Raw genomic sequence first — 24,504 nt, 5'->3', positions numbered from 1 at the left:
TCGCACGCTCCTCGTCTATTATTCGTATTTATTCGCATACTCCGCTTTCGGACGACAGGCTGCGAAGTCCCATTCGGATGGCGCGTACTCCTGCATCCAGCGTGGTTCGATGACGATGTCGGTCACAAGCGGAACACTCAGCTCGACCGTCTGCGTCATGATGTCGTCAATTAGCGCAATCGTATCCGGAGTCAAGTCCGCGTTCGGTACGCTGTTCTTAATTTCGTCGTGGATGGATGCGTTAAACTCCCACCCGCGTTCCTTACATACCCGCGCGTTCCGATTACCATTCATCTTCAGGATATCCGCGCCGGTTCCTTGAATGACCGCGTTAAAGGCCGCCCGCTCCCAATAGCCGATAAGGCCGCGCTTCTCCGCAAGTACGTCGATTTCATCCTGTACCGCGAGTAACCGTTGAGCATCGCGCGGTGATTGCGGCGACTTTGCGTTGAGCTGCTTGCGTTCGGTGTATAGACGGATTAAACGCTGTTCATTCCGTTGTTGGGCGGCCGCTACCGAAGCGTAATCCGGAAAGCGGCGCTTACGATGGAATAGCGTCTCAACGTAGCCGTTCTTGCGCATGAAGTTACGTATGTCGGCTACCATTAAGCGGAATGACGGGAACGTTTCGTCGAAGTTACGGAAGAAGAACTCCGCTACCTCTTCACTTACGTTCATTTTTTTCGCGAAGGATTTCTGCGATTGGTCATACGATACCGCTAGTTGACCGGTTTTCATCATCTTACGAGGCTGAAATGTGCCGGTCGGATCGTACGCGCCGTCTACGCAGTTTTCCAGCGGGAAACCGAACGTCTTCATCGCCATTGCTTCGTAGAGCTTACCTCCTTCTAGAAATATCTGACGCATGGAATTATCGCCATAACGCGTATACATGATATGCGCCTGTATCCTCGGTTCGATCGCGCCTAAGTCAGCGCCGACGAACGTAGAGCCAGCGCGTGGGACGAAGCAGTTACGGACGAGCGTGCCTGCGCCTTTCGACGGTAAATTTTGACAGTTGGTTCCCTTCGGTATTTTCTGCTCGTCTGCGATGAGCTTACGGACGATTTCGTGGTAATTGGCGTCAGTTACTACAAGGCTCACTTAAATTCAACCGCCTCTTTACTGCCATCAAGACGGTGTATGATACATTTCGCTCTAAAAATCCCTTTAAATAATTCGTAGACAGACTCGCGGTAGATGAGCGGCGTTTCGGTTCCTTCTGCGTCATCCCATTGTTCGTCCCAACGATTACCGCAGCAAGGGCAGTCGCCAGCTCCGTCAAAGTATAGGCCGATTTCTGTAGCGCGGTCATTAGCATGTTTAGCGTTATTTGCTTCGATAATTACGTATTCGCATACGTCAGAGTTACTATCGAAGTAACCTCCGGAATTATTCTGAATGAATGTATAATACACAGCTATTCCTCCGTTTCAAATTCGCTTAATATATCGACCGGCCGTCCTCTATAACCACTTGAACTGTAGCGTCCCGTAGACGTGCCACCAGCCTTCCAGTCGCTATGCAACCGCCCGTCACCTTCGACCGCAGCCGGTATCTTTTCGACGTACGTATTAAGCAACTTCTCGTACGCAGCAACGGTCGCCAACGGCTTCAGCGCTTCTTCCTCTTCGTAATACGCGTCCAAAACATCAGCCGCCGTAGAACGCACCTTACCGCGTTTAAACTGGCCTGTCCGGTCACGTACGCCGAGGTAGTCGTAAATGAGATACGCGAGATGATTTCCGTTCGTAATCGAAAACTCATCCGTATATAACGGCGCATGTTCTTCGTCGGCTGGCGATAATGCTTCCGCCTCTAGCGCCCTTATACGTTCGACTGCGTCCTTATAGCGTTTAAGGTGCGTCTTTCCTGCCGCTTCATCTTCCGCAGCCTGTGCGCGCCATTTCGCCTGTGTTTCGGCGTGCTTCGCGATGCGCTTCGTTTGCGCCACTATCCAATCCGCAATTTTCTTCGCATTGATGACGCGATCCATCTTACGGACGAAATCTGCGTCAATTCCGTACGACTCGAACACGGCCGCCCGCGCCGCCTCTAGCTTCGGTTTAAAGTCGGCTGCCAAACGCGCCAATCCCTCCGTATCGATCTCGAAGCCGCAGCGCGCCATGAATACGTCAGTCTCCGGCAGCTTCGAGTCAATTAACGCGTAGCATTCGAGGAGTTTGCCGCGTCCGTCTGCGCTGGCCGCTAGCGCCATTTGTGCGTATTGCCACTCAAACATGCGCCAGCCGTAGAGTACGTCCTTAATCGCGTATATGCCGACGAGTTCTACGTTAAATGGCGCCGGACTTCGGTTGCCGAACATATCCTCGAACGTATATATCGGACCATTAACGCCGAATAGCGGTCCGTACTTCGCGATTAACGGTTTCAAACCGTACGCTGCCTCATGCTCGTTCATTAAGTTCATCGCGTCGAGTGTGTCCCAAACGCAGCCTCTCACTTCGTAGCCGTCCTTAATCGCGACGTGTAAGTCGTAACGCGCCGATCCCATATGAAACGTTTTACCGTGGTTGCTCCGCGATAAATACGGCGATATGGCCGCGATAACCACTGAACGCGTGAGCTGCGAATCTGACGCCTTAAATGCGCTGTCGTCCGTCAGGAACTCGAAGCCTGGAACACCGCGCATGTCGACGTGTCCGTACGGAAGATAGTAGCCTTCGTCCAGTAACGGAAGCCACACGCTGAAGCCGATCGATAAGTCGATATACGTATCAACGCCGGTTCCCTCAAAGTCGCCCGCCGTCATCGTATCGACGCCGAGAATCCGGAAGCGGTCGCGCCATTCTGCCATTTGCCGCTGACATTCGGTGCGCAACCGCTCCACAAACGCGGGCAACTCGGAGTCACGCGTTAAGATGAAGTAATTCGGAGGCTTGGACGCGAGAACTTCCGCAATCCTCGCGCCCCTCTCGTTCTCCGACTTCTCACGCAATATCCGCGCGCCTGCCGCCAATACGTCCGCCTTCGTCCACCTCGCATTATCGGATCGAACGTTGCCTATTCGTCCATCCTCGTGCGCCTGGCGAGCTGCTGCGTATTGTGCGCGCTCCTTATCGGATAACGACATCGCTCCGATACGGTCGAAAGCCTGCGTTGCCGTCTCCGGTTCAGCCGCTTTCTTGCGTGACACGGCCGCTTTGACTGCATTATCTGTGGCGGCTTCAACGTCTTTATTGCGTGTGTTTAACGTTAGTTTAATCTCCGTGTTAGCCGCCTCCTAACGGTCAAAGCGTTGTTCTACCGGCGTAATGAGTACGCACCACGTAGTGTCACCGAGAAATTGTCGATTGCCGATTCCGCCAAAACGGAAATCTTCGCCTTCCACGTCGCTGATAATAACGATTGAATCGTTAGGGTATCCGTCAGCTCCCGTACTCTGTGTAAATCGCACGATATCTCCGTCCTTATACTCGTCAACCTTGCGCCCGATTGCGTCCCATTTACGTTTAATTTCCGCAGCCTTTTCGAGTTCGGCCGCTTCTTCCTCCGTAAGTTTAACGAGCTGTTCCGGAAGTGCGTAACCGTCGTATTTTCCGCCCGAAATTTCGATACGGTTACCACCGTGCGTAGGGTATAACGCGTTTTTCACTTCGTAAACAACGCCATTCCCGAAACCAATCAACGGGTATACATCGCCACCGCTAACCAACCGCACCTTATCGCCAGCCGCGAATTGTCTGCGCGGATCGTAAATCGCGTTGAAGTCCGCTTCGGTCGCCGACTCTACGTGTTCCGGAAGCATTGTGTTACCTTCCGCTCCGGTAGACGCTTTGATTCCGCAGAAGCTGCTTCCGAAATGTTTATGCGTAACCTTAACGATTTCACCTACGTCATAGTTGTGACCGCAGCCGCGCTTCGTAACTCGGACGTAATCGCCAACGTTGTATTTACGAGCTGCTGCGACTTCTTCGTCAGTAGCGCGGACAAGTACGCCCTCTTCCGTCCAGCCTGCGTATTTACCGTCAAGATGCTCCAACTTGAACGGAATCCAACTGTTGTCATCTTCCGTAATCTTGACGATATCACCTATGTTATGGAAGCTCGAACCGTCTTTTTCCGTAACCTTCGCATACTCACCGACTTTCAAGCGTTCAGGACGCGCAGGCTCCGACTTTGGTTCCGCTTTAGTGACCGGTTCGAGTACGACGTATTCGCGATGCCACACGGTGGCCTGCTTGTTATCGAGGCCTAGCTGATGGTCTACGAATACGCTGCCCGCAGCATCTAATCGCGCAACTACGAACTCGTCACCGTTCTTCCAGCGACTATCTTTCGTATCAACAATACGAATACGCTCGCCTTCCGCAGCTTTACGTTTGACCTCCGTATAAACGATTGGCTCCGTCACTTTTTCGTAGACTTCGAACGAGTCGCCGCACGTATCGTACTCACCTCCGTTGTCGTTGGTAATCTGCGCGTCATAGTCGTAATCGAGGCGGGTTACCGGATACGTCTTGCCCGAGGTGAGCGTGAAGGACGGAGCCTCTTCGAACACGATTACGTCACCTTTACGCGCCGAACGGTAGACTTTGCGGTACGTTGCGCCTTCGTACGTGATTTCGTCCGTTTTTGGCGCTGACTCGGCGGTTTTAATTGGCGCGAATACGGTAAAATCACCGTTGATTCCGCTAAGGTCGCCGTCTTCATCTCGAATTGCAGCGTCACCGCCCTCGTCAATAAATACGCCATAGAACGCACCTTTCGGAAGAAAGCTATAGCCGATCGCGTCATGACGTACGATATCGCCCGCCTGCGCCTTACGGTTAACTTGCTCGTAAGTTACACCTTCGTACTCTACGTTTGTTGCCGGAATTACCACGTTAATTTTCGCCATTAATAAATCGCTCCCTTATCGTTTATTACGCCTTCCGCATCGTAGACGCGTTCCATGGCGTATTTTTCCGCACAGTCCCGTCCCCAACCGGCATGTACATAATCGCCGCTATCGTCTATCCGCCTAACATCGTCGCCGACGTAAATCTCGCCGCGACATTGCGCGCAATCAGCTACTACCGCCGCTTCTGCTGAATCACGTTGTTCCATCGGCCATGCTCCGATCTAGCGCGATAGACAGCTCTACCCAACGTTCAGATGCGCGAGCCTCTGACGCCCAATACTCCGTTTGCATCCGATTTTCGAACATATACACGCGCGGTATCTCGCCATTCTCCGCCCACACGCCAATAATGTAATCAGCGTCGGCGCGGTCGTACGTTGTTCCGTTCCCTTTCCGCGCATATACGACTAAGTCCGCGATACCGTTACTGCGCTCTCTGTCCGTGCGCCGTCGAATCGTCTTAACTTGCACCTTAACGTGTCGGCCCGTCAGCGGCTCCGTAGCCAAAATGTCGTAAGCCTCGTCTGTTTCCGACGTATGCGGCGTCCATCCGTTTGCCAGCAACGCCAGTCTTGCGGCCATTTCCGAATACTTTCCCGTAATTTCCGTTATATGTGCCGTGTTAATCGCGCTCCTTTCCGAAACCTGTCGTTACAGTGACGTCCGTAGGCGGTCTGTTTCCGCTACCTCCGGCGGTTGTTTGCGGTCTTTCTAACGTTGCTGTCGCGCTCAAGTTACGTCCTCCTCGTCGTAATCAGAATCTCCGTGATTAATCGTCGTGATATTGACGGGCGGCGGCGGAGCCTTTACGTAACCGCCCACGTTAACCGTCAGCTCAATGTCCGCAGGCCTCGCGTGTTCCTCTACCGCAGCCAGAAACGCGTTGAGATACGCGCCAACTTTCGGCAAGCTGGCCGCACTCTTTACGTTGATGCCGAGGAATATTACGCGTTTATTAGCCGCCATTAAGTGCGCCTCCCTTCGTTTACTTGAGCTATCGGCGCGTCCAGTTTACGTACAGAACGATTAGTAAGTAAAGCAAAGCCGTACGCCAGAATCCGATATCCCAACCGGTTATAAACGTGATTGCCGCTGCCAAGCCGAATATAATAAGCGCGGCTAAGGCTAAGAAGACGACTACGAAAAGCACGATATACCACAGCGGAGGTCCGAAATTCATCATTCCGCGACACTTCCGTTAACGAGCGCATCAATCCACTTAATGACCGCGCGATTCTCGTTGCGTGCGATGACGGCGAGGTTGCGCGTTTCTTCTAGCGCGTTGATCTCCGCGTCCGATTCGTCGATTACTGCGTCAAGCTTCTCGTTTTGGCGGATAAGGCTGCGCATAGTTGACGTAAACTGTGCTAGGGCTTTGTTAGACGCGCGGTTGATACGGTTAAGCTTCGAGTTAAATCGGTTCATATTCGTTCCCCTTTCGTATTTGACGAGCTGATTTTCGTGTGATCAACGCGACCAACGCGTTAGAAATTGACCGGTGGAGCGTCTGTGTCCGAGATTGGCGCGGATTCGTCCGTGGCTGGCGCGCTTGAAGCTGCTGCCGCTCCGATCGACAGGCCGAGGCGTGCGATATCGAAACCGGCAATTACGAGGTTCTTCGTTTGCTCCGCTTCGTCCGCTTCAAAGAGGAAACCTTCGAAAGCTGCGAAATCGAACGGAGACTCACCTGTCTTAGCGAAGTTCTCACGTTCAACGTCCGTCAGGTCTTCGTCCATGTCGATAATAGGCGACAAAGTTACGGCCGTATCCGTAGATGATCCGGATTTCGTCAGCTCGAACGCGATCTTATCGAGACGTTTCGCGTACTTATTGATGGCCGCAAATACACCTTTCGCCTGTTTCGGCGTCAAGTCAACAAAGCCGTCTTCGCCTGTTTCGAGATTTCCGAAGCCTACGAGGTAGCGCGCTTTCGACTTAAGCAAGTACGCTTGTTTGCGGATTTCTTCCGCGCCTTTCTCGTCGCCGCCGTCCTTCGCAGCTTTCGCGTCGGCATACAACAAGTCGGCCGCACGATCCCATACGGAATGATTAGCGGTTACGTAACCTTTTGCGTTACGCTCAGCGGGTACTTTCGGTACAAACGTATTTACCTTTCCGAAGATACCGTGTGCATAGTATTCCGCGCTGTCCTCGGCCGACTTGATGCGTACTTTCAACGTAGTGCCGGACGGGAACGGTACATGTAACGAAGTTGTTGCGTCCTTCTCTGCTGTTGCGGACTCTACTGCCGCCGAACCACGTTTCGTAAATTGACTCATTCAATCACGTTCCTTTTCGGGTTATTTTCGGATCGCGCCTATCCTGCGTCCGCTGGACGGTATTAACGGTCTGAACCGCATTAATACCGCCTAGACGACGCAGGATCAAGTCCCGCGTAAATCTCCTACAGATAGACGATGATACTATTCGCCAGATTCGTATTCTCGCGGCGCAATTCGAGTAGGTCGCGTTCCATAACGTTAATTTCTCGTTTAATTTCCGTTTGCCGAACCGTCATAGATTCGATTGTTTTAACGGAGTTTGACCGTACTTTTCGCAGCTCACATTCCGCATATTCTACGTTTAGTGTCGCTATTGCTACGGCGGTGCGCTTTGACTCGGCGCGCTCCTTACGGGCGGCAGCCTTCAGCGAGCGGATTAGCACGCGCTGAACCGATTCTGCAAGCGTCGGATTCACATTATGACGCGGATAAACCGTAATTACAGTTGCAGTATCCGGCGCGACGACGAATGCCATGCGCCTATACCCGAACAAGCGCGAAGGTCGACCGTCCTCGTTTACGATATGCGCTATAAAAGCGGCGCGGCGTAAGTTGTCCATTACGTACATAGGCGCTTTAGCCCGTTCGACGCCGAAATCCTTAACGGCTTCATCCAGTGCGTGCGGCGTTACGAAGATTTTGCCGGTAAAGTGCGTTCCCGCAGCCGGATCGATCGCAGCTATTACGTTGTTACTCATCCGACGCGCACCGCCTTTACGTAAAGATGGCGCGGTATAAGATCGGCCGAATCCATATATAGTGGAAGCGCTCCGTTATAATCGAGATGAAGGCGCGCAATATGTGAACAATTTGCGTCTGACTTGCGTATTTTTACGTTAATCATACGTGTAACCTCCGTTTATTTACTGAAAAGATATTGACAGTATCTTTTTGTTGAGGTATTATTGGCAATGTAATATTTAACCAACAACACCAATGGACAGACCTATAGTGTGGATTGTAACGGTCGTTTTTGGCGATATGCCTACTCGCCAGAGCAAACGTTAAAATTTACTTATTTTTCAAGTTTCAAGACGTGTGGTATAATGGTAATGTTAGACGGCGAGGTAATCGCGATAGTCACCGAAACGATTAGCGTCGTATCTGCGTGACAAAGCGTGCAACTTACGTTTAACAACCTCGTGGTGCAATCCTAGCGCTTTAGCGAGCGCCGCAATGGATTTGTATTCGGGAAATGCGGTTACGATTAGCGTCGTAACGGTATCGACCTGGGATGGGTCAACGATAGAGTCGATCACTTGCCGGTGGTCGGCTTCTTTCGTTAAAACTTCGGTTTCAATTGCGTAATCACTTCGCAAGTTAGCGTCTGAGATATCTCCGTCATCCATCATCGTATCAAGCGATCGTTGCCGCGATCTCCTGCGTACGTTACTTCTTAGAGCATCAATCCTTCTCTTTCGCAGCCTTGCGTTTAACGTCCGTTCGAAATCTGTAATTCTCGCGTCGCTTACCATATCCCAGATTACGTTATCAAACAACGTTAGCGCGTCGTCATGATCTCCGTAGCCTTGGGAAACAATCTTGTCCCTGTTCATTTCACGCTGTTTAGTAGTAGCTGCGTAGATTTCGGAAAAGATATCGTTCTTTTCTTCAACGCTGCAACTTAGGTATTTAGCGTGTAGCATATTTAGTTTTACGTTACTCAATCGCGTCACCTCGTTATCAGTTATCATCCTTACATATACTTAGTCGTTAGCCGTTTAGATTCTGCACAATTGCGGTAAAATAATTTTATAAATGTTTTACGGAGGGTTTGCGCGATGCCGATTTCGGTCGGCCGCTGCCTTATTAAAGACTTACTCGTAGAACGCAACTGGACACAACGCCAGCTCGCCGAACGATCCGGCGTAGATGAGGGGATTATATCGTTCTACGCGACTAATCGCCGCAAGAACATGTCTTTACTCGTCGCAATACGTTTAGCTGATGCGTTGGATATCAGTCCGCGCGACCTTTACGAGATTAAGCCGAAATAAGCGCTCGGCCTACCGTGAAATTCTACGTTCTGTAGAAACGACACAGCCGTTCCCATATTGTACTAGTTCCTACGCCTGACAGCAATGTAAATTTACCGATAAATTTCGACAATTACGCGTTTTGAATTGTCGAATATTGCCTCCGTTACAAGCGCATTCGTTTACGTCCTTATATTTTCCGCGCATTAACGCCAATTTCACGTCAATATGCCCGTTCAATTCCGTTGCTACCTTATTACGCCATTTGCGACCGGCCGCGTCATTATCTCGCCATAACGTCACCTCTTCGATAGGCGACCGCAATAATAAATCCCGCTTGGCCTCCGTAAACGCGCTGCCGCCCGTAGCGATCGTGAATATGCCTGCGCTCATTAACGTTTGCGCGTCGATCTCTGCCTCAACTAGCGCAGCTTTCCGCAGCTTCTGTCCGTACGCAATGTGAATCCCGTACAACATTTCGCGTATAGGTCGGCCGCCCTTAGTGTACCAAAACGTTTTACTGTCGATGCGCCGGTACTTCACGTTACCCAACGTCCCATCAGCGTTATACCACGGTAATGTAATCGCCTGCCTATCGCGATCATATCCCACGTTCATAAGCCGCTGAACCGGTTCGGAAATGCCTCGCCGCTCTAGATACGGATGGCGGAACTTATATTCGTCGAGTATCCGTTCGTCAATCCGCGTTATCCGAGGCTTGTCCTCCTTCAGCTTCGGCAGCCGTAGCGTAATCTCGGCCGAGTCAATCTCCGGTCCGCTGCCGTACTTAGTGTCAAGGTATTCGCGCGCCTCTTCCGATGTTTCATTGCGTAGAAATGCGAGCAACATTACGAAGCCGCCGCGTTGCCATTCCGGATCATTCGCGCCGCTATCGCCCCAACATCCGTAAGCCTCGTCATCAGCGTCCAGGATTACGTAAAAGGACGGATGACGGTCGTATCTAAACGGCGAAGCTGCGAGTAAGCGCGTATCCGTCCACGTTGCTGCGTTAAATTCGTACTCCTCAAGCTCGGCTCGTACGTCTATCATGCGGTATTATCGCTCCCTCCTCACGAGAATATAGTAGCACATACGTTCGTATTTCGCTAGTGTAAATACCGCTGCATTAGAACGTTCCCGAAAATTGCGCAGCCTGGTCCGTATGGTCCGGTTCGCGGACGATCCCCCAATTCGGCAAATACACGATTTCAATGCGCGTATCCTCACCGCCGCTGCGTCCCTTTCCGATCTCAATAACGCCGCGTCCTTCATGGGCTAGCGTATCAATTCCGATGAGTGCGGCCGCGTCTTCGAGTAGCGCTTTCGTCTTCTTAACCTCCGATCGCTTAGGCGGCTTCAACTCGCGGACTCCATCTTCGTTCTTCTCGGATGCGTCTTCGTCCGCTTGCGTTATTGCTAATGTCAATACACCGAGCGCGCCCGTCATGATACGCAATTTACGCGATGTTGCCGCAGCGTCTCCGCCTGCCGTTTTCGACGTGTTCGCTTCGTAATCGAGGTAATAGAACGGATCAACGATAACAACGTCCGCTTTCGTCTCGATAATGTCCGCGCACAGGCCCGCTAAATTGCGTTCGGTAAAGCCTTCTTCGTCCGTCGATCGGAGAATGATTCGGCCAGGCACGATCTCGTTAACTTCCGTAATAAACTGCGTGAACGCCGCTTCATATTCCGCGTCAAGGCGAGCTGCTTGAAGATCGCGGTTATTGAAGCCCGCTGTATAGTCAATACCGTCGACCGTCGCCGTAGTCATTCCGTCGCGTGCGCTAACTGACGAGAAGAATCGCGCCATCCACTCGAACCAACCCATTTCTAGCGCCCATACGAGTACGAACGCGCCTTGAAACGCAAACTCTATCGCCTCCTCCATCGTAAGAATCGACTTACCGCGTCCAGACCTCGCGTACACGACGTACATGTTCGACGAATAGTAACCGCCACCAAGCGCTTCATTAACGGATGGAAACTTCGACGCCCATATGCGGCTTGATAAACCGGCAGCACGCGCCTGGTATTCCGCGAGAAACTTAGCCGCGCCAGCTTTTACGTCGATTCCGATTACATTTCGGACAGACGCTCGTACGCGTATCTCTTCAAGCTTGGCGGTCAGTACACCGACGAAATCGTCGAGCGTCAGCGTCTTGCCTACGTCCTGGAACCGCGCGTTAATCTCACCGCTCTCGAAGTAGTCCGCTACCGCACGCTTGCCGTACGTCTCTTTAAGCTTACGCGCCAGGTATTCGTACGAATCCGTAACTGCCGGAATATAAGTAAAGTCCGGCACGTTCGAAACGAGCGTTGCGTATGACGGAGATTGGCCGCGATTCTCTGCGCTGTACTTGCGTATGAAATCGTGCGCTTCGCGTTCCGTTTGCGTCTGGAACATGTCCGCAGTAATCGCGAATCTATCCAGTGCCGGAACGTCGTTAGCGTCAATGATTTTCGATAAAAGCGTTTCGGTAACGCTCATGTGTTCCGCCTCCTCCGTATTATATTTTCGCCGGGAATTTTTCGCAACTTCCGCAAAACGCGAATCGCTCCAAAATGCGGAAATTAATTAATGACGCTAATAACCGATTTTTATACGGCTTTCACCGTACTCGTTACAGTTATCTTCCTAGTGAGAAGGGATATTCCCAACTTTTTTCTGTAAGTATTATATTGGTTAGGTTATCCACAACTCCGTCATTCTCACGATATCTCCTTAAATCGCAGCTCCACATATTAACGCATACCGCGCTTACTTTCGCCTTTATACGTTAATTCTCCGCACTGGTCACGCATCCGGTCAGCCACTCGCTTGTCAAATAACGCTACGGTTTCCTTGAGCGTAATATTGGATGTATATACGGTTGGAAGCTCATTTGACACTCGTCCGTTAATTACCGTATGCAAGTCGGTGCGAAATGCGTCGGTCGCGTCACGTACACCGATTTCATCCATAACAAGGAACGGAACAGTCGCCGCTATACGTTGAGCTGCGTAAAAACGGACGGCGGCGGGCGCTGCTACTTCTTCCGGGACGCGTGGTCTGTTAAACGCGTTATAATCCGCCTGCCATTCGGTCACATCAAGAAAATATGCGGGCCGCTCTACCGGTGCCTGTCCGCGCTTAATACTGCCGATATAATGCGCGATCAAGTACGCATTAAGTAGCGCGACCGCTGTTGTAGTCTTGCCCGTTCCTGGTTCGCTGCTATAGAGGTAAAGCGATTTAATTTGCGTATTACCGTCCGCATCTGGTCCGAATTGGCGGCCGAACGTAGACGCGTATCGGTCTGCTAATACGTGTATCTCCGGCTGACTTATCCGCGCTTTACTCGTAGCTAAAGTCACTGAACGATACGCGCTCGGAACATTAGCCGCCGCTGATCGCCCGCCTGCGCCGTTAAGTCCGTGCATCGCGATATATGACGTACATAGGCGCGAGCAGCTTACGGAGCCAGCCGCCGAACATTGCGCCTGAAGAAGGCATTTGTCTGCGTGTGTAATCGTAATCACTCCTGTTCGACGACTTTTATTACGGAGCGTACGTTGATATTTGCGCCGTAGTGCTTCACAGCTAAACCGTGCGCCGCCATATTATCATAAGCTCTAACGAAACCGACTACTTCAGAAGTCAGTAGATTGTATGCTGCGTACAACCCTTTTGGTAAGTCTTCGTATTTAACGGTCACTTAGTTCCCTCCTTCGGATTAATCTGTAGGACTCGCGGCTGATGCGTTACTTTGCGCGCATACTCTACGCAGTTACCGGTTCCGCCGCTCGTACCGTCCCATACCGCGATAACTAGTGAAGCGTAATCGACCATCCATTCGTTCCGGCGCTGCATTTTCCACGAAGCGAATCCGCAATCGCTGACGTAGTGAACGGTATCACAGCGTTCAACGATTCGCCGCCATCGTTCTTGGGAAGCGGACGGCCACGCTTTTTCCTGGCCCGCGAACGGTACCGCGCCGATAAGCTTAATCTCCGGATAATCCGTTTCACGCAGCTCGATTACGATTTCTGCCGCGTCCGTATCGATGCCGAGAGCCAGCCCGCTGATGAACGTATCGTAACCGGCAAGTATCGCGTTGATGATTTCCGTACGTAGCCGCTGCTTAATCGCCCTGCGTTGCGGATTGTTTTCGTTGTAGCCGCCGATTTTATTCGGACGGTGACCGGTAAAGCAGGCGGTTTTATCGCGGTTAATTTGCGCCATAACTTCGTCACTCCTTCGTTAGTTTTGCGATTAAAGCTGCGAGACATATCGCCTCAGATGCGGTGGGTAGGTTGACTGGGTCGATGTCAGAGCGATCTTCGCAGTCACTTAGTAAGACTACGCTCCACCAACCCGCTCCATCCAGTAGCTGAAGAATCCAGTCTTCACGCACTTTCTCAACAACCTTCCAGGCTTCGGAGATACTCGCTGTATAGCGCGGTACAGGCCGGAACCCCTCCGGTATTTTCTCAACATTGCCTCCAATGACTTCCGCACCCATAACAGCGGAGGCAACCCACGCGTCATGCTCGCTCGCTCTCAACGTACACCACTTCTCTACTACTTCTTTACGTTTCATACTGCGTTCGCTCCTCTCGCAAATTTACGATTTCTACGTTTTCTTTCGTCAGCAACACGGAAATAATTCCCGAGCCACATGCGCCGCAGCCGATCGTTACCCGCCGCTATCTCCGCTAGATCGAGCAGCATCAAATGCGGAGTTTTCGCGTACTCGGCAGCGTGCTTATCGCGTTTGGCTTCCGTAGTCATTACAGGCGTCTCCCGTTAACGCGCTCACATAACACGATAAGGCGGTCGGCCCGCTGCCGCGTTAGGCCGCATAGCGCAATCCATTCGTTGAAGCCTCCGATTGCGTCCGCTAGGCCAGCGTCACGTACGTGTTTGAGGTGAGCGCCGAGTTTTAGCGATTGGGAAAGCGTCGGTTTAATTGCGTGTGTTTTCGTTAATACTGCGTTCATATAGCGTCAGTCCTTTCGTTGATTGAATATACTTGACTACGCGCTAAAGTATCGCCTAAGTTCATTACCGATCCACCTACCCATTGGTACAGCTACGGCATTTCCGATTTGCCTGTATGCGTCGTTGTCCGTCCCTGCAAAGTGGAACCAGTCCGGGAAGCCTTGTAATCTTGCGTACTCACGCACCGAGTAAGGCCGTACGCTTTTGCCGTCGTCAATCAAACGTGTGGAACGATCTTTTGCGTAATGCGCGACGCATGTAGGCGCCTTGCCGTCTAAATCTGTTATGATTGGTTTGTCCCGATAATTACCGTCCAATCTCTTCTGAACATAATCCGGCGTGTATACTTCTGCCCCAACGTCGATGATATCCCGCATCGATACTGGTGAGCCTTCCGGGTAACGTAGTGTATCGAACGGCTTCTTTGTTCCAATTACAATCAGGCGCTTACGTTCCTGCGGAAGCCACATATTCGCATTTACCGGACACTCCACGCGGACGTAGTAATTCGGCAACTTCGTCAGACACTCCATGACAACCTGAAACTTTCTCATGCCAGGGACATTTTCGATGACATACGCCTCTGGCTGCGCCAATGCGACGTGTCGGAAAAAGTGTAGAAATAAGTCATCGCCTGTTCGAGTCCCGTGAATGTCGGCTATAGTACTGTATTTCGTGCAAGGGAATGTACCGATATAAACATCGGCATCTTGCTGGTCCAGTACCGTGATTTGTGTAATGTCACTTTCGTTTACCTTGTGACTAAAATTAGCGCGAAGTGTACCACAGGCAGCACGGTCAATTTCGTATGATTCGATGACTTCAATTCCAGCGTCGGACATCCCTAAATCCATACCACCAGCTCCGCTAAAGTAGCTTTTTGCTGTTATCAATATATCACCTCTTGGCTTCTTTCTAATTAGCTTTGTCTCTACGTCCAGTCCATGCGCTTTTTCCGCACATAACGATAGGCGGCGAGATGTAAGGGAACGGTTCTACGCGCTTAGCTGCGCTAAAGTTAATCGTCACATTCCGAACTAAGCTCTTAATTTTCGTAAGATTCGCACGACACTCAGCGCGAGCTTGTACTAAATCAAAACCGCTTACGTAAGTCATTTCGTCAGCTCCTTCGTAATTTAGCGTATACTCAGACGCGAAAAGCCTCGCGCCAGTTTTGTACGTTTGGGGTGCGTACAATTTTCGTCAGCTCTGCGTAGAGGATACGCCAGGCTACCGATTACTTTGCGGAGGTTGTTACGTGGATTGGTGAACGTCAGAGCAGCGGGCGCTGTTTCCGTTGTTCGTGCGGGATACTGCGGAGATGAGGCAGTTTGTTGCGAAGGATTATGTTGCGTATTCTTAGCATACGTATCATAACTGTGGTATAATACAGTACGTAAGGTGTATTAGTGACTACGGTTATTCCGTATCTGATTACGGTATTATCGTACTACGGATTTTCCGTATTGTCAACAGAAAGGATGAATTAATTTTGTCGTACGAAAAAACACTAGCTAGCCGCGTAAAACTTCTCCGCGAAAGGCACGATTTATTGCAGGCAGAAGTAGCGGAGGGCGTAAAACTATCAACTTCTACTTACAGCAATATCGAAACCGGATACGCTAAATCAACAAAGCTTAAGACAGTTATTGCATTTGCTGACTTTTACGGAGTAACGACCGACTTTCTACTTGGCCGCACGGATAAAACACTAGACAAATACGGAACTTTGATCATTGATCCGCATTCTTAAACGTACCTCTCCGCTCGCCCTCCGTCATTCCCGCGCTCCTGAAGCTAGCCGCGTATTCTCCGATCCAGTTAATTGGCGCAACATCTTCACGCCTATACGTCTTCCCTACGTTTGATACAACGGACTTGCCCGCGTCAAGCGCTCTTAGCGCGTCACCTAACGTCATAACTCTTCCGCCTTCCAGCTCGGTTCCTGGCCGCGCCTGGTTTCCGTCAACTTCAACGCGCCGATCGGACGTCCGATAAGTACACGAATGAAGTCGGACGTACGGACCTCGTATGCTTAAGGCTAACGCGATTCCCTGACGAACTTTCAACCGTAAACTCTCCGCTAATTACTTCGCGCTCAACGTCCTTCTTAACGAAAGTCCCTCCGCATGATTCGGCGGAGTAACCGTGTTTAGACCGTAGATAGTAGTTACTCTCGATTTGTCCGCATTTATCGCATACCGCTTTCGATAACGTGTCCTTTGCCGCCATCATATCCGCCCCTTTACTTATTAAATTCGACTATCTCCCGCAACTTCCGTAACCGATATTCACGTTCCAAGTCTTCTTCGTAATCACGAATCGCGAACTGAACTACGTACGTAAATTCGATTCGAATGTCGCTATAACGCGTTTGATAAATGCGCTCGCGCTTCGTCTTCATTCGACCGAATAGACCGCGCTTCCTTACGTACGCATAAACGGTTACTTCCCAGCACGTAACCCATCCGTAGTTAAGGCGTTCGACTGTCGCTTCATACGCGTTACCACGCTCGCTGACAACCGGATATTTCCGCATCTTATCCGCCACTACAACCACGCCTCCATTCCACTATAATCCGCTTCTTCAGCGTTCGCCTTCTCCGCCGCAGCTCGTTCCTTATCCGCTCTTTCCGCCATCAGCGCCGGTATAATCGCGTTAATCCGATAGCTGCACGCAAAGCCTGCCGTCAATAACGGATATTCCCGCGTTGGCCTATACGTACGGAACGCTTCGTCGAATGCCGCGCGGAGAATGTCCGGTCCATACGCCTCTATCGCCCGCTTGATTTGCGCCTGCTCAAACGCCCAATTGCGCATTGGCAAGTAAGGCGCGGCTCCGAATATCTCGGCGTTCATATCCGCGAAATAGACGTGGAAGGTACGTACGTTCCAGTCGACCGTCGGTAGGTTGCGCCAGTCTTTACGCTGCTCGGCGGTGATACGTTTAGCTGCGGGCTTTTTACTCTTCGTCATCGCGCGTCCCTCCTTCGCTCGCTGACGTGTTCTTCGCGATATCTGCCATGAGTAGAACGCGGACTAGCGGGTCATCTGGCGCTTTTGCTAACGTAGTAATACGCCGGAACCCCTTACGTAACCGCTCTACCTCCGCCTCCAAGTCCCGCACGCGTTGCTCCGCAGTATCTGCTCGCACCGCTTCCGCTATCGTTTTGGCGTACCATGATCCTACTTCGTCATGCAAGCGGTCTATCTCCGCAAGTGCAGCGGGCCAGCCGGTACGTGCCGACGCTATAAAGCACGCATTAGCCGCAGCTTCTTCGTCCGTTATCATCGGCGCTCCCATGTAACGCAGCCCCTTCCACGCAGTTGCGACTTCCTTTCCGCCTGATACCGCTTGTGTTACGAAATATTTATCCGCGCCATCAGTCGCCCAGCTCCGCGCTTCCCAAGGTCCTGCCGTAGCCACTTCGCATGTGCGTTTATCATCCGCCCAATCGCGTGTATTATTCGTCAAGATATCGCCTCCTTATTAGCGTTCTTTTAGCGTTTTCGTTTATAGCGTTTGTTCACGTAGACTTTAGAAAGTCAACGCGAACTTAGTTGGATACTAACGCGTCACTATCGTTCCTTGTACAATCCTCCTTGCGTCGTCTTGTATACGCGATATCTACTCCTTATATGTTATCGTTTCGGTGTGATTTATCGCGCCGATATGTTTATGGTTCTAGTTATTATAGTTCTAGTTACTATGGTTCTAGTTAGTGTGACGTTTGCCGTGTGACGGTAGCCATGTGACGTTTACGACGTATCGAATATCCGCATATGACTCTCCGGCAATATCGTATACACCGTATTAGCCCACGTCTGTACAGTAGGATCGCGCCGCCTTTCCGCCGTCACAATCGGACTTCCGCGCCATCTATAACGTAACAACGCGGCTACCCGCCTGTTAGCCGTCTCACGCGCCACGCCTAGCGCTTCAGCGATCGCCCATTGCGTCGGATAACAGCGGCCGTGAGCGTCCATGTACGATGCGAGTACAAGCAATGTTTGTAGCTTCTCCGCGCCCATATCCGCTATCATGCCGGAGCGTACCGCGTCCACGTAGAGCTTTACGAATATACCGCTCATTTGCGTTAACTCCTTTCGTCAAGCAACGCGCCAATATCTCGATTCCGTCTGCACTCGCTCTACGAATGATTCCATATCCTCAACTAATTCGTGCCTTCCTGCACGTTTAAGTAAAGGGTAAAGGACGGATACGTGCTGAATAGCAACTCCGGAAATGTTTAGCGGCTCAAGTGATCCACGGGCGTAATAAATACGTAAAGATTTCGCGTACGGTCTGTATTTTTCGATCGTCTTGCAGCGTTTGTCGCGTACAGTATCACGGCTTAGTTTAGCGTCGATCCAGACACGGCCGTTTACTACAAAATCCGGTAAACAACCGTTGAAGCGGAAATCTTCGTCTACGGCAGTTTGTCCGTATATAGCAGTTAGTATTACGCCCAGCTTACGCTCAAAATCGCGTCCCATTCGCGCAGCCTTACCGCAATGTTCACGACTAATGAAGCGATCGTACGGTGTTTTGTATGCCGATAATAACTTTTTGAAGGCTCCGTACCTCCTTTCGATGTGCTTCCGTAAGTGGGGAAACTGTTGCGCCAAACCTTCCGCAGAAATCGTTTCAAACGGAAAATGATCGCGGTACATCTCGTCTATCGCGTCAGTCCACAAAGCGTCAACGATCGGTCGACTGAGGCGAACGAATTCCACCTCGGTTAACGCGTACAGGTTGCGTAGAGACGCTGCTTGATACTCATTCGTAATGACGGCGTAATCTTCCGTAATCTCGAAGCAGCGTGCAATCTCTACGTCTGTAGGTACCCCATTACTAGCGCATAGTCCGTACTCGACGAGTCCTTGGTGATAACTCCCGAAAGTCCGTACGAACCTTTTCTGGATCGCGTTACATTTCAACTCAGGATAGTGCTGCCGAAGCTTAGTTACGTCTACCTCTGCGTCAATCATTTCGTCGATTAACGCAAATAGCGCTTCTTTCTGTGGACTTGCCATATGCGCCCTCCCCAAATTCATTTCGCCTTATACTTACGTAGTCGTTCGCCGATTCACTTTCGCACACTTTTCGTAAAATAAAAAAAGGCGGCCACTCCCCGTAAGGAATGACCGCTGTTTGGCGTGCGTTATTCTAGCGAATAATCAATCGTTGTCGTTGCTTTGAGCGCTACTCCGTCCGCAATGGATAATCGAAGCCCGCTTATGTCTTTCGGAGTCTCGAATACGACTATGCGCTTACGGGTAAGGCCTGGATTAACCGTTTCGTATACGAGGTCTTCCGTTTCACCTTGGCGCGTAAAGAAAATACCGTCAAAAGTTCCGTATGTTTTGCCGTCTCCATCAGATAATTTGAACATATTCGAGCTAATGTCGCGAGGATCGCTGTCATTGTTCGTAATCGATACGGTCACAATAACGAACTGTCCCTCCGTTGTTTCTCCGCGAAACTCAGCGGCCGTCTTCAGTCCGTTAATTGTTAAGTCGAATTTACCTACCGTTGCTTTTTCGCCAACACTCGGCAGCTTAGGCGTTGGAGCCGGCGTGCTAGATGCGGTAGCTTCGCCTGGCGATGCGAACATTACAGATAACGGGCTAGGGCTTGGACTTACGGGCTGTTGCTTGTACACTGGCGCGGTTGAAGCCGATTTTGTTTCTGGCTTACCGTCGTAAATAATAATGGCGCTTGAAAGTAGGAAAACAAAAACTGCGGAAATTACTATCCCTATCTTCTTTTGGCGTGTGTATTGCGGAATATACTTCGGAACAAATATCGCTACTACGAACATAATTACTGCTACAACGGATAATAACCGGATGGCTTCTAGCATTGCGTAATCCTCCTGCGATTTCCTTTTTAGGTAATACGTATATTATCGCAGAAGGACGCAGTTTTTCCAATTAAAACATTTTTTCAATCGGGCTAAATTTGCGGTGTTTATTGTGTATTTCGTAGCTGAATAAATTAACGTACGTGCGTACTTGATCAAGCGTAGCGTGTCCCAATACGGCCTGAAGCGCAAACACGTCTGCGCCGTTCTGTACGCTCATTTTAGCGAACGTATGGCGGAAGGTGTGAGGACTGCAACGGACGTCTGTAAGACCGGCTCTGCGCCCGTAAAACGCGATCTGTTCCTGTACTTGACGTTTGGTTATCGGTGTATTATCGATCGTCACAAAAAGAGAGTTGTGTTCGAGTTGACCGCGTAATGCTACATACTTCGAAAGCTGTTTCTTCATCAGCGCTTGGATAGGCACGAGCCGCTGACTATTATTCTTACCGTTCACTAGTACGGTACCTTCACGCCATACAATATCATCTAATGTCAGATCCTCAAGCTCACGCAGACGTATTCCCGTTTCCATAAATATCATCATTATCGTAAGATCGCGCACTCCAACGAAAGTCTTTTGATCAGGCTGCGCAAAAAGGCGGTGTATCTGCTCAGTAGAAAAAGCTTTGATAATAGTATTCTTTTGACTCAGCAGCTTTACCCGAGTCATCGGAGAGCGTAGTAAATAGCTTTCCTTTACAAGAAAATTAAACAGAGTCCGAATGGCTCTCAGCACACAGTTAATTGACGTTGCCTTCTGCTCGTCATCAAGAAGGTATAGGATGACGTTCGTTTTAATTATTTCCTCTGTAATCTTATTCGGATCGGTAGATATTTTTTGTTCGTCGAGTATCCGCTTAAACTTACCGAGTTCCTGACGGTAAAACCCGATTGTATGCTTACTGATATTACGTATCTTCCCGTCGCGTAAAAATAAATCGACAGCACTATCCCAATCGTCCACCGCATATATAGGCGCGTGATTCGGTAACAAGTCCGTTTGATCTAACGCATTCTTTCGTCTAGCCATTTCGTAATTCCTCCGTCGAGATATTCGTCGAGGGATACGCTGGAGAATACGGTAAAATACGATTATAGTCGTGCGCGTTGCGTAATATCACCGCGCTTTATTATCGCGCATTATTAAACGCAAAACGCCGACTGCACATGCGCGCAATCAGCGTTTAAATCACCGTAAAACCTTCGTTTCTTATATGCCGGCGAGAGGACTCGAACCTCCACGGTTTCCCTCACGATTTTGAGTCGCGCGCGTCTGCCATTCCGCCACGCCGGCGTTTTAAAGAATAATGGCGTGCCCTAAGAGATTCGAACTCCTGGCCTTTTGATTCGTAGTCAAACGCTCTATCCAGCTGAGCTAAGGGCACACACTATGAAATTGTGGAGGCGCCACCCAGACTCGAACTGGGGGTAGAGCTTTTGCAGAGCTCTGCCTTACCACTTGGCTATGGCGCCATAAAGATGGAGCGGACGACGAGATTCGAACTCGCGACCCTCGCCTTGGCAAGGCGATGCTCTACCACTGAGCCACGTCCGCAAAAGAATGGCTGGGGATTCAGGGATCGAACCTGAGAATGACGGAGTCAAAGTCCGTTGCCTTACCGCTTGGCTAATCCCCAACAATTAAGTATTTTTTAGTTTGAACAATAATGGGGCGGACGAGGGGAATTGAACCCCCGAATGTCGGATCCACAAACCGATGCGTTAACCACTTCGCCACGACCGCCATATTATATTGTTCAGTTTTGATTGGCAGGGGCAGCAGGAATTGAACCCACACCAACGGTTTTGGAGACCGTTGTTCTACCCTTAAACTATGCCCCTAAGGTAAACTGGTGGAGGATGATGGATTCGAACCACCGAACCCGAAGGAACAGATTTACAGTCTGCCGCGTTTAGCCACTTCGCTAATCCTCCATGAATGGTGCCGTCGAGAGGACTTGAACCCCCAACCTACTGATTACAAGTCAGTTGCTCTACCAATTGAGCTACAACGGCATGGTACAATCTTATGTTTACCAATCATCTTAATGGTGGCTCGGGACGGAATCGAACCGCCGACACGAGGATTTTCAGTCCTCTGCTCTACCGACTGAGCTACCGAGCCAGATGTTTTAAATGGCGGAGCTGACGAGATTCGAACTCGCGGTCTCCTGCGTGACAGGCAGGCATGTTAGGCCTCTACACCACAGCTCCACATCATATTCTCGGATCATTCCGAAGGTAAAGTTTGGTTGCGGGGGCAGGATTTGAACCTGCGGCCTTCGGGTTATGAGCCCGACGAGCTACCGGGCTGCTCCACCCCGCGTCATCGTAAAAGCAATATGGTGGAGGCTGAGGGGATCGAACCCCCGACCCTCTGCTTGTAAGGCAGATGCTCTCCCAGCTGAGCTAAGCCTCCGTGTTGTTTAAGCGACTTTTATATCTTACCACTTTTTCAAGCGTTTTGCAAGTGTTTTTTAAAAGTTTTTTTGGTGACCCGTAGGGGACTCGAACCCCTGTTACCTCCGTGAAAGGGAGGTGTCTTAACCACTTGACCAACGGGCCATCTTAAAATTCTACCAACATACTTTAAGTAAGTATGGCAGAGAGGAAGGGATTCGAACCCTCGAGACCCGGTTAGAGCCTACACGATTTCCAATCGTGCTCCTTCGACCACTCGGACACCTCTCTATAATGGCTCCCCGAACAGGACTCGAACCTGTGACAACTCGATTAACAGTCGAGTGCTCTACCAACTGAGCTATCAGGGAATATAAAGCGTTACATACAAGGTATTGCTACCCTGAAAACTGGATGCGAAAGACAAGTCATGAAACTTTAGCGTGTTATTAGGATAAGCCCTCGACCGATTAGTATTCGTCAGCTGCACGCATTGCTGCGCTTCCACCCCGAACCTATCAACCTCGTCGTCTTCAAGGGGTCTTACTAATTGGGAAATCTCATCTTGAGGGGGGCTTCGCGCTTAGATGCTTTCAGCGCTTATCCCGTCCGTACTTGGCTACCCAGCGGTGCTCCTGGCGGAACAACTGGTACACCAGCGGTACGTCCATCCCGGTCCTCTCGTACTAAGGACAGCTCCTCTCAAATTTCCTGCGCCCGCGACAGATAGGGACCGAACTGTCTCACGACGTTCTGAACCCAGCTCGCGTACCGCTTTAATGGGCGAACAGCCCAACCCTTGGGACCTACTTCAGCCCCAGGATGCGATGAGCCGACATCGAGGTGCCAAACCTCCCCGTCGATGTGGACTCTTGGGGGAGATAAGCCTGTTATCCCCAGGGTAGCTTTTATCCGTTGAGCGATGGCCCTTCCATTCGGTACCACCGGATCACTAAGCCCGACTTTCGTCCCTGCTCGACTTGTAGGTCTCGCAGTCAAGCTCCCTTATGCCTTTGCACTCTCCGAATGATTTCCAACCATTCTGAGGGAACCTTTGGGCGCCTCCGTTACATTTTAGGAGGCGACCGCCCCAGTCAAACTGTCCACCTGACACGGTCCCCGAACCAGTTTCATGGTCCTAGGTTAGAACTCCGATACGATCAGGGTGGTATCCCAACGTCGCCTCCACACAAGCTGGCGCTCATGCTTCTACGGCTCCCACCTATCCTGTACAGATCGTACCAAAGTTCAATATCAAGTTACAGTAAAGCTCCATGGGGTCTTTCCGTCTTGTCGCGGGTAACCTGCATCTTCACAGGTATTAAAATTTCACCGGATCTCTCGTTGAGACAGCGCCCAAGTCGTTACGCCATTCGTGCGGGTCAGAATTTACCTGACAAGGAATTTCGCTACCTTAGGACCGTTATAGTTACGGCCGCCGTTTACTGGGGCTTCGGTTCACAGCTTCGGATTGCTCCTAACCGCTCCCCTTAACCTTCCAGCACCGGGCAGGCGTCAGCCCGTATACTTCGCCTTACGGCTTCGCACAGACCTGTGTTTTTGCTAAACAGTCGCTTGGGCCTTTTCACTGCGACCCCCTCGGGCTATTCACCCTACCGAGGTACCCCTTCTCCCGAAGTTACGGGGTCATTTTGCCGAGTTCCTTAACGAGAGTTCTTCCGCGCGCCTTAGCATGCTCTGCTCGCCTACCTGTGTCGGTTTGCGGTACGGGCACCTTCACCTGGCTAGAGACTTTTCTCGGCAGCCGGAGTGCATGACCTTCGCTACTGTAATTTTCGCTCCCCATCACAGCCCAGCCTTAACGATGAGCGGATTTGCCTACTCATCAGCCTCACTGCTTGGACGGACTATTCCATCAGTCCGCGTCACTGCCCTTCTGCGTCATCCCATTGCTCATAACGGTTTACGGTGGTACAGGAATTTGAACCTGTTGTCCTTCCACTACGCCTTTCGGCCTCGCGTTAGGTCCCGACTTACCCTGAGTGGACGAGCCTTCCTCAGGAACCCTTAGGCTTTCGGCGGACAAGATTCTCACTTGTCTTTTCGTTACTCATACCGGCATTCTCACTTGAATACAGTCCAGCACTCCTTACGGTATACCTTCAAC

The 24,504-nt window shown here is 50.8% G+C and carries 31 protein-coding genes, 16 tRNA genes and 1 rRNA gene (1 of these 48 cut by a window edge); 2 read left to right on the top strand and 46 right to left on the bottom strand.

The features are described from left to right. Window positions 1-18: 18 nt before the first annotated feature. From BBD42_RS15570 to BBD42_RS15515, 13 genes are all read right to left on the bottom strand, one after another. On the bottom strand, window positions 19-1,104 hold the full coding sequence (locus BBD42_RS15570) for a DNA polymerase (protein WP_099518881.1): 1,086 nt from the start codon (window positions 1,102-1,104) through the stop codon (window positions 19-21). Beyond that, window positions 1,101-1,418 carry a DUF7296 family protein gene (locus BBD42_RS15565; RefSeq protein ID WP_099518880.1) on the bottom strand — a complete coding sequence of 106 codons (318 nt, stop codon included), beginning with the start codon at window positions 1,416-1,418 and terminating at the stop codon, window positions 1,101-1,103. The genes BBD42_RS15570 and BBD42_RS15565 overlap by 4 nt, the downstream gene beginning before the upstream one ends. A 2-nt stretch (window positions 1,419-1,420) precedes the next feature. Further along, a complete protein-coding gene (locus BBD42_RS15560) occupies window positions 1,421-2,851 on the bottom strand; it encodes a DNA polymerase (RefSeq protein ID WP_237163525.1) in 1,431 nt (476 codons plus the stop codon). Between the two features lie 393 nt (window positions 2,852-3,244). Beyond that, window positions 3,245-4,861 carry a hypothetical protein gene (locus BBD42_RS15555; protein ID WP_099518879.1) on the bottom strand — a complete coding sequence of 539 codons (1,617 nt, stop codon included), beginning with the start codon at window positions 4,859-4,861 and terminating at the stop codon, window positions 3,245-3,247. After that, the gene (locus tag BBD42_RS15550; RefSeq protein ID WP_099518878.1) at window positions 4,861-5,070 is read right to left on the bottom strand and encodes a hypothetical protein; all 210 of its coding nucleotides are present in this window, start codon (window positions 5,068-5,070) and stop codon (window positions 4,861-4,863) included. The genes BBD42_RS15555 and BBD42_RS15550 overlap by 1 nt, the downstream gene beginning before the upstream one ends. Further along, window positions 5,057-5,446, bottom strand: coding sequence for a hypothetical protein (locus BBD42_RS15545; RefSeq protein WP_099518877.1), 390 nt, complete (start codon window positions 5,444-5,446; stop codon window positions 5,057-5,059). The genes BBD42_RS15550 and BBD42_RS15545 overlap by 14 nt, the downstream gene beginning before the upstream one ends. A gap of 147 nt (window positions 5,447-5,593) precedes the next feature. Beyond that, window positions 5,594-5,830 carry a hypothetical protein gene (locus BBD42_RS15540; protein WP_099518876.1) on the bottom strand — a complete coding sequence of 79 codons (237 nt, stop codon included), beginning with the start codon at window positions 5,828-5,830 and terminating at the stop codon, window positions 5,594-5,596. 28 nt (window positions 5,831-5,858) lie between these two features. Beyond that, on the bottom strand, window positions 5,859-6,047 hold the full coding sequence (locus tag BBD42_RS15535) for a hypothetical protein (RefSeq protein WP_099518875.1): 189 nt from the start codon (window positions 6,045-6,047) through the stop codon (window positions 5,859-5,861). Then, on the bottom strand, window positions 6,044-6,289 hold the full coding sequence (locus BBD42_RS15530; RefSeq protein ID WP_099518874.1) for a hypothetical protein: 246 nt from the start codon (window positions 6,287-6,289) through the stop codon (window positions 6,044-6,046). Before BBD42_RS15530 ends, BBD42_RS15535 begins: the two co-directional genes overlap by 4 nt. A gap of 59 nt (window positions 6,290-6,348) precedes the next feature. After that, a complete protein-coding gene (locus BBD42_RS15525; RefSeq protein ID WP_216364940.1) occupies window positions 6,349-7,143 on the bottom strand; it encodes a hypothetical protein in 795 nt (264 codons plus the stop codon). Window positions 7,144-7,268: 125 nt separating this feature from the next. Beyond that, a complete protein-coding gene (locus BBD42_RS15520; RefSeq protein ID WP_099518873.1) occupies window positions 7,269-7,844 on the bottom strand; it encodes a hypothetical protein in 576 nt (191 codons plus the stop codon). Continuing rightward, window positions 7,841-7,990, bottom strand: a complete 150-nt coding sequence (locus BBD42_RS31805; RefSeq protein ID WP_172455509.1) for a hypothetical protein — start codon at window positions 7,988-7,990, stop codon at window positions 7,841-7,843. The genes BBD42_RS15520 and BBD42_RS31805 overlap by 4 nt, the downstream gene beginning before the upstream one ends. A gap of 211 nt (window positions 7,991-8,201) precedes the next feature. Continuing rightward, on the bottom strand, window positions 8,202-8,813 hold the full coding sequence (locus tag BBD42_RS15515) for a hypothetical protein (RefSeq protein ID WP_099518872.1): 612 nt from the start codon (window positions 8,811-8,813) through the stop codon (window positions 8,202-8,204). Window positions 8,814-8,927: 114 nt separating this feature from the next. Here BBD42_RS15515 and BBD42_RS15510 point away from each other — a divergent pair, with 114 nt between their 5' ends. Beyond that, entirely contained in the window at window positions 8,928-9,143 is a 216-nt protein-coding gene (locus tag BBD42_RS15510; RefSeq protein WP_099518871.1) for a helix-turn-helix domain-containing protein, read from the top strand. Between the two features lie 69 nt (window positions 9,144-9,212). On the opposite strand, the gene BBD42_RS15505 is transcribed toward BBD42_RS15510, so the two are convergent. From BBD42_RS15505 to BBD42_RS15465, 8 genes are all read right to left on the bottom strand, one after another. Continuing rightward, complete coding sequence (locus tag BBD42_RS15505) at window positions 9,213-10,172, bottom strand: toprim domain-containing protein (RefSeq protein ID WP_099518870.1); 960 nt, start codon at window positions 10,170-10,172, stop codon at window positions 9,213-9,215. Window positions 10,173-10,248: 76 nt separating this feature from the next. After that, entirely contained in the window at window positions 10,249-11,613 is a 1,365-nt protein-coding gene (locus tag BBD42_RS15500; protein WP_099518869.1) for a DnaB-like helicase C-terminal domain-containing protein, read from the bottom strand. Window positions 11,614-11,867: 254 nt separating this feature from the next. Further along, window positions 11,868-12,644, bottom strand: coding sequence for a P-loop NTPase family protein (locus tag BBD42_RS15495; RefSeq protein WP_348272601.1), 777 nt, complete (start codon window positions 12,642-12,644; stop codon window positions 11,868-11,870). Continuing rightward, window positions 12,641-12,820, bottom strand: a complete 180-nt coding sequence (locus BBD42_RS15490) for a hypothetical protein (RefSeq protein WP_099518868.1) — start codon at window positions 12,818-12,820, stop codon at window positions 12,641-12,643. Before BBD42_RS15490 ends, BBD42_RS15495 begins: the two co-directional genes overlap by 4 nt. Then, the gene (locus BBD42_RS15485; protein WP_099518867.1) at window positions 12,817-13,347 is read right to left on the bottom strand and encodes an SLOG family protein; all 531 of its coding nucleotides are present in this window, start codon (window positions 13,345-13,347) and stop codon (window positions 12,817-12,819) included. Before BBD42_RS15485 ends, BBD42_RS15490 begins: the two co-directional genes overlap by 4 nt. Window positions 13,348-13,354: 7 nt before the next feature. After that, window positions 13,355-13,705, bottom strand: coding sequence for a BC1872 family protein (locus tag BBD42_RS15480; protein WP_099518866.1), 351 nt, complete (start codon window positions 13,703-13,705; stop codon window positions 13,355-13,357). Continuing rightward, window positions 13,702-13,896, bottom strand: a complete 195-nt coding sequence (locus BBD42_RS15475) for a hypothetical protein (RefSeq protein ID WP_099518865.1) — start codon at window positions 13,894-13,896, stop codon at window positions 13,702-13,704. Before BBD42_RS15475 ends, BBD42_RS15480 begins: the two co-directional genes overlap by 4 nt. Window positions 13,897-14,141: 245 nt before the next feature. Next, complete coding sequence (locus BBD42_RS15465) at window positions 14,142-14,999, bottom strand: DNA cytosine methyltransferase (protein WP_099518863.1); 858 nt, start codon at window positions 14,997-14,999, stop codon at window positions 14,142-14,144. A 599-nt stretch (window positions 15,000-15,598) separates the two neighbouring features. On the opposite strand from BBD42_RS15465, the gene BBD42_RS15455 reads away from it, so the two are divergent. Further along, a complete protein-coding gene (locus BBD42_RS15455) occupies window positions 15,599-15,859 on the top strand; it encodes a helix-turn-helix domain-containing protein (RefSeq protein WP_172455508.1) in 261 nt (86 codons plus the stop codon). Here the strand turns inward: BBD42_RS15455 and BBD42_RS15450 are convergent. The 25 genes from BBD42_RS15450 to BBD42_RS15330 form a co-directional block, all read right to left on the bottom strand. Further along, window positions 15,840-16,025, bottom strand: coding sequence for a hypothetical protein (locus BBD42_RS15450; protein WP_099518860.1), 186 nt, complete (start codon window positions 16,023-16,025; stop codon window positions 15,840-15,842). The two genes, BBD42_RS15455 and BBD42_RS15450, sit on opposite strands and share 20 nt — an antisense overlap. A gap of 326 nt (window positions 16,026-16,351) precedes the next feature. Beyond that, window positions 16,352-16,657: a hypothetical protein gene (locus BBD42_RS15445; protein ID WP_099518859.1), complete on the bottom strand. Its 306-nt coding sequence runs from the start codon at window positions 16,655-16,657 to the stop codon at window positions 16,352-16,354. Further along, entirely contained in the window at window positions 16,657-17,082 is a 426-nt protein-coding gene (locus BBD42_RS15440) for a hypothetical protein (protein ID WP_099518858.1), read from the bottom strand. The genes BBD42_RS15445 and BBD42_RS15440 overlap by 1 nt, the downstream gene beginning before the upstream one ends. Further along, window positions 17,069-17,581, bottom strand: coding sequence for a hypothetical protein (locus BBD42_RS15435; RefSeq protein WP_099518857.1), 513 nt, complete (start codon window positions 17,579-17,581; stop codon window positions 17,069-17,071). Before BBD42_RS15435 ends, BBD42_RS15440 begins: the two co-directional genes overlap by 14 nt. Window positions 17,582-17,865: 284 nt before the next feature. Then, window positions 17,866-18,198, bottom strand: coding sequence for a helix-turn-helix domain-containing protein (locus BBD42_RS15430; RefSeq protein WP_099518856.1), 333 nt, complete (start codon window positions 18,196-18,198; stop codon window positions 17,866-17,868). An 18-nt stretch (window positions 18,199-18,216) separates the two neighbouring features. After that, window positions 18,217-19,143: a hypothetical protein gene (locus BBD42_RS15425; RefSeq protein ID WP_099518855.1), complete on the bottom strand. Its 927-nt coding sequence runs from the start codon at window positions 19,141-19,143 to the stop codon at window positions 18,217-18,219. 128 nt (window positions 19,144-19,271) lie between these two features. Then, complete coding sequence (locus BBD42_RS15420) at window positions 19,272-19,973, bottom strand: DUF4352 domain-containing protein (RefSeq protein WP_099518854.1); 702 nt, start codon at window positions 19,971-19,973, stop codon at window positions 19,272-19,274. Between the two features lie 70 nt (window positions 19,974-20,043). Beyond that, on the bottom strand, window positions 20,044-21,006 hold the full coding sequence (locus tag BBD42_RS15415; protein WP_099518853.1) for a tyrosine-type recombinase/integrase: 963 nt from the start codon (window positions 21,004-21,006) through the stop codon (window positions 20,044-20,046). 185 nt (window positions 21,007-21,191) lie between these two features. Beyond that, window positions 21,192-21,270, bottom strand: a tRNA-Leu gene (locus BBD42_RS15410). Window positions 21,271-21,284: 14 nt separating this feature from the next. Then, window positions 21,285-21,361 (bottom strand) — tRNA-Arg (locus BBD42_RS15405). A 14-nt stretch (window positions 21,362-21,375) separates the two neighbouring features. Then, window positions 21,376-21,449: transfer RNA gene (locus tag BBD42_RS15400), tRNA-Cys, on the bottom strand. Window positions 21,450-21,456: 7 nt separating this feature from the next. Continuing rightward, a tRNA-Gly gene (locus BBD42_RS15395) sits at window positions 21,457-21,531 on the bottom strand. Between the two features lie 7 nt (window positions 21,532-21,538). Next, window positions 21,539-21,613: transfer RNA gene (locus BBD42_RS15390), tRNA-Gln, on the bottom strand. A gap of 31 nt (window positions 21,614-21,644) precedes the next feature. Further along, window positions 21,645-21,720 (bottom strand) — tRNA-His (locus tag BBD42_RS15385). Between the two features lie 24 nt (window positions 21,721-21,744). Continuing rightward, window positions 21,745-21,818, bottom strand: a tRNA-Trp gene (locus tag BBD42_RS15380). Between the two features lie 9 nt (window positions 21,819-21,827). Beyond that, window positions 21,828-21,911 (bottom strand) — tRNA-Tyr (locus BBD42_RS15375). 5 nt (window positions 21,912-21,916) lie between these two features. Next, window positions 21,917-21,992 (bottom strand) — tRNA-Thr (locus BBD42_RS15370). A 33-nt stretch (window positions 21,993-22,025) separates the two neighbouring features. After that, a tRNA-Phe gene (locus BBD42_RS15365) sits at window positions 22,026-22,101 on the bottom strand. Between the two features lie 12 nt (window positions 22,102-22,113). Then, window positions 22,114-22,190 (bottom strand) — tRNA-Asp (locus tag BBD42_RS15360). Between the two features lie 35 nt (window positions 22,191-22,225). Then, window positions 22,226-22,302, bottom strand: a tRNA-Met gene (locus tag BBD42_RS15355). Between the two features lie 17 nt (window positions 22,303-22,319). Next, window positions 22,320-22,395: transfer RNA gene (locus BBD42_RS15350), tRNA-Val, on the bottom strand. A gap of 71 nt (window positions 22,396-22,466) precedes the next feature. Beyond that, window positions 22,467-22,541, bottom strand: a tRNA-Glu gene (locus BBD42_RS15345). Window positions 22,542-22,576: 35 nt separating this feature from the next. Then, window positions 22,577-22,667: transfer RNA gene (locus BBD42_RS15340), tRNA-Ser, on the bottom strand. Between the two features lie 4 nt (window positions 22,668-22,671). Then, a tRNA-Asn gene (locus tag BBD42_RS15335) sits at window positions 22,672-22,747 on the bottom strand. 79 nt (window positions 22,748-22,826) lie between these two features. Then, window positions 22,827-24,504 (bottom strand): 23S ribosomal RNA (locus tag BBD42_RS15330) (it continues 1,256 nt past the right edge of the window).

This window comes from Paenibacillus sp. BIHB 4019 (assembly GCF_002741035.1).
Lineage (GTDB): Bacteria > Bacillota > Bacilli > Paenibacillales > Paenibacillaceae > Pristimantibacillus.
Note: the sequence above shows the minus strand (reverse complement) of the source record. Positions and strands in the feature narration are given on the sequence as shown.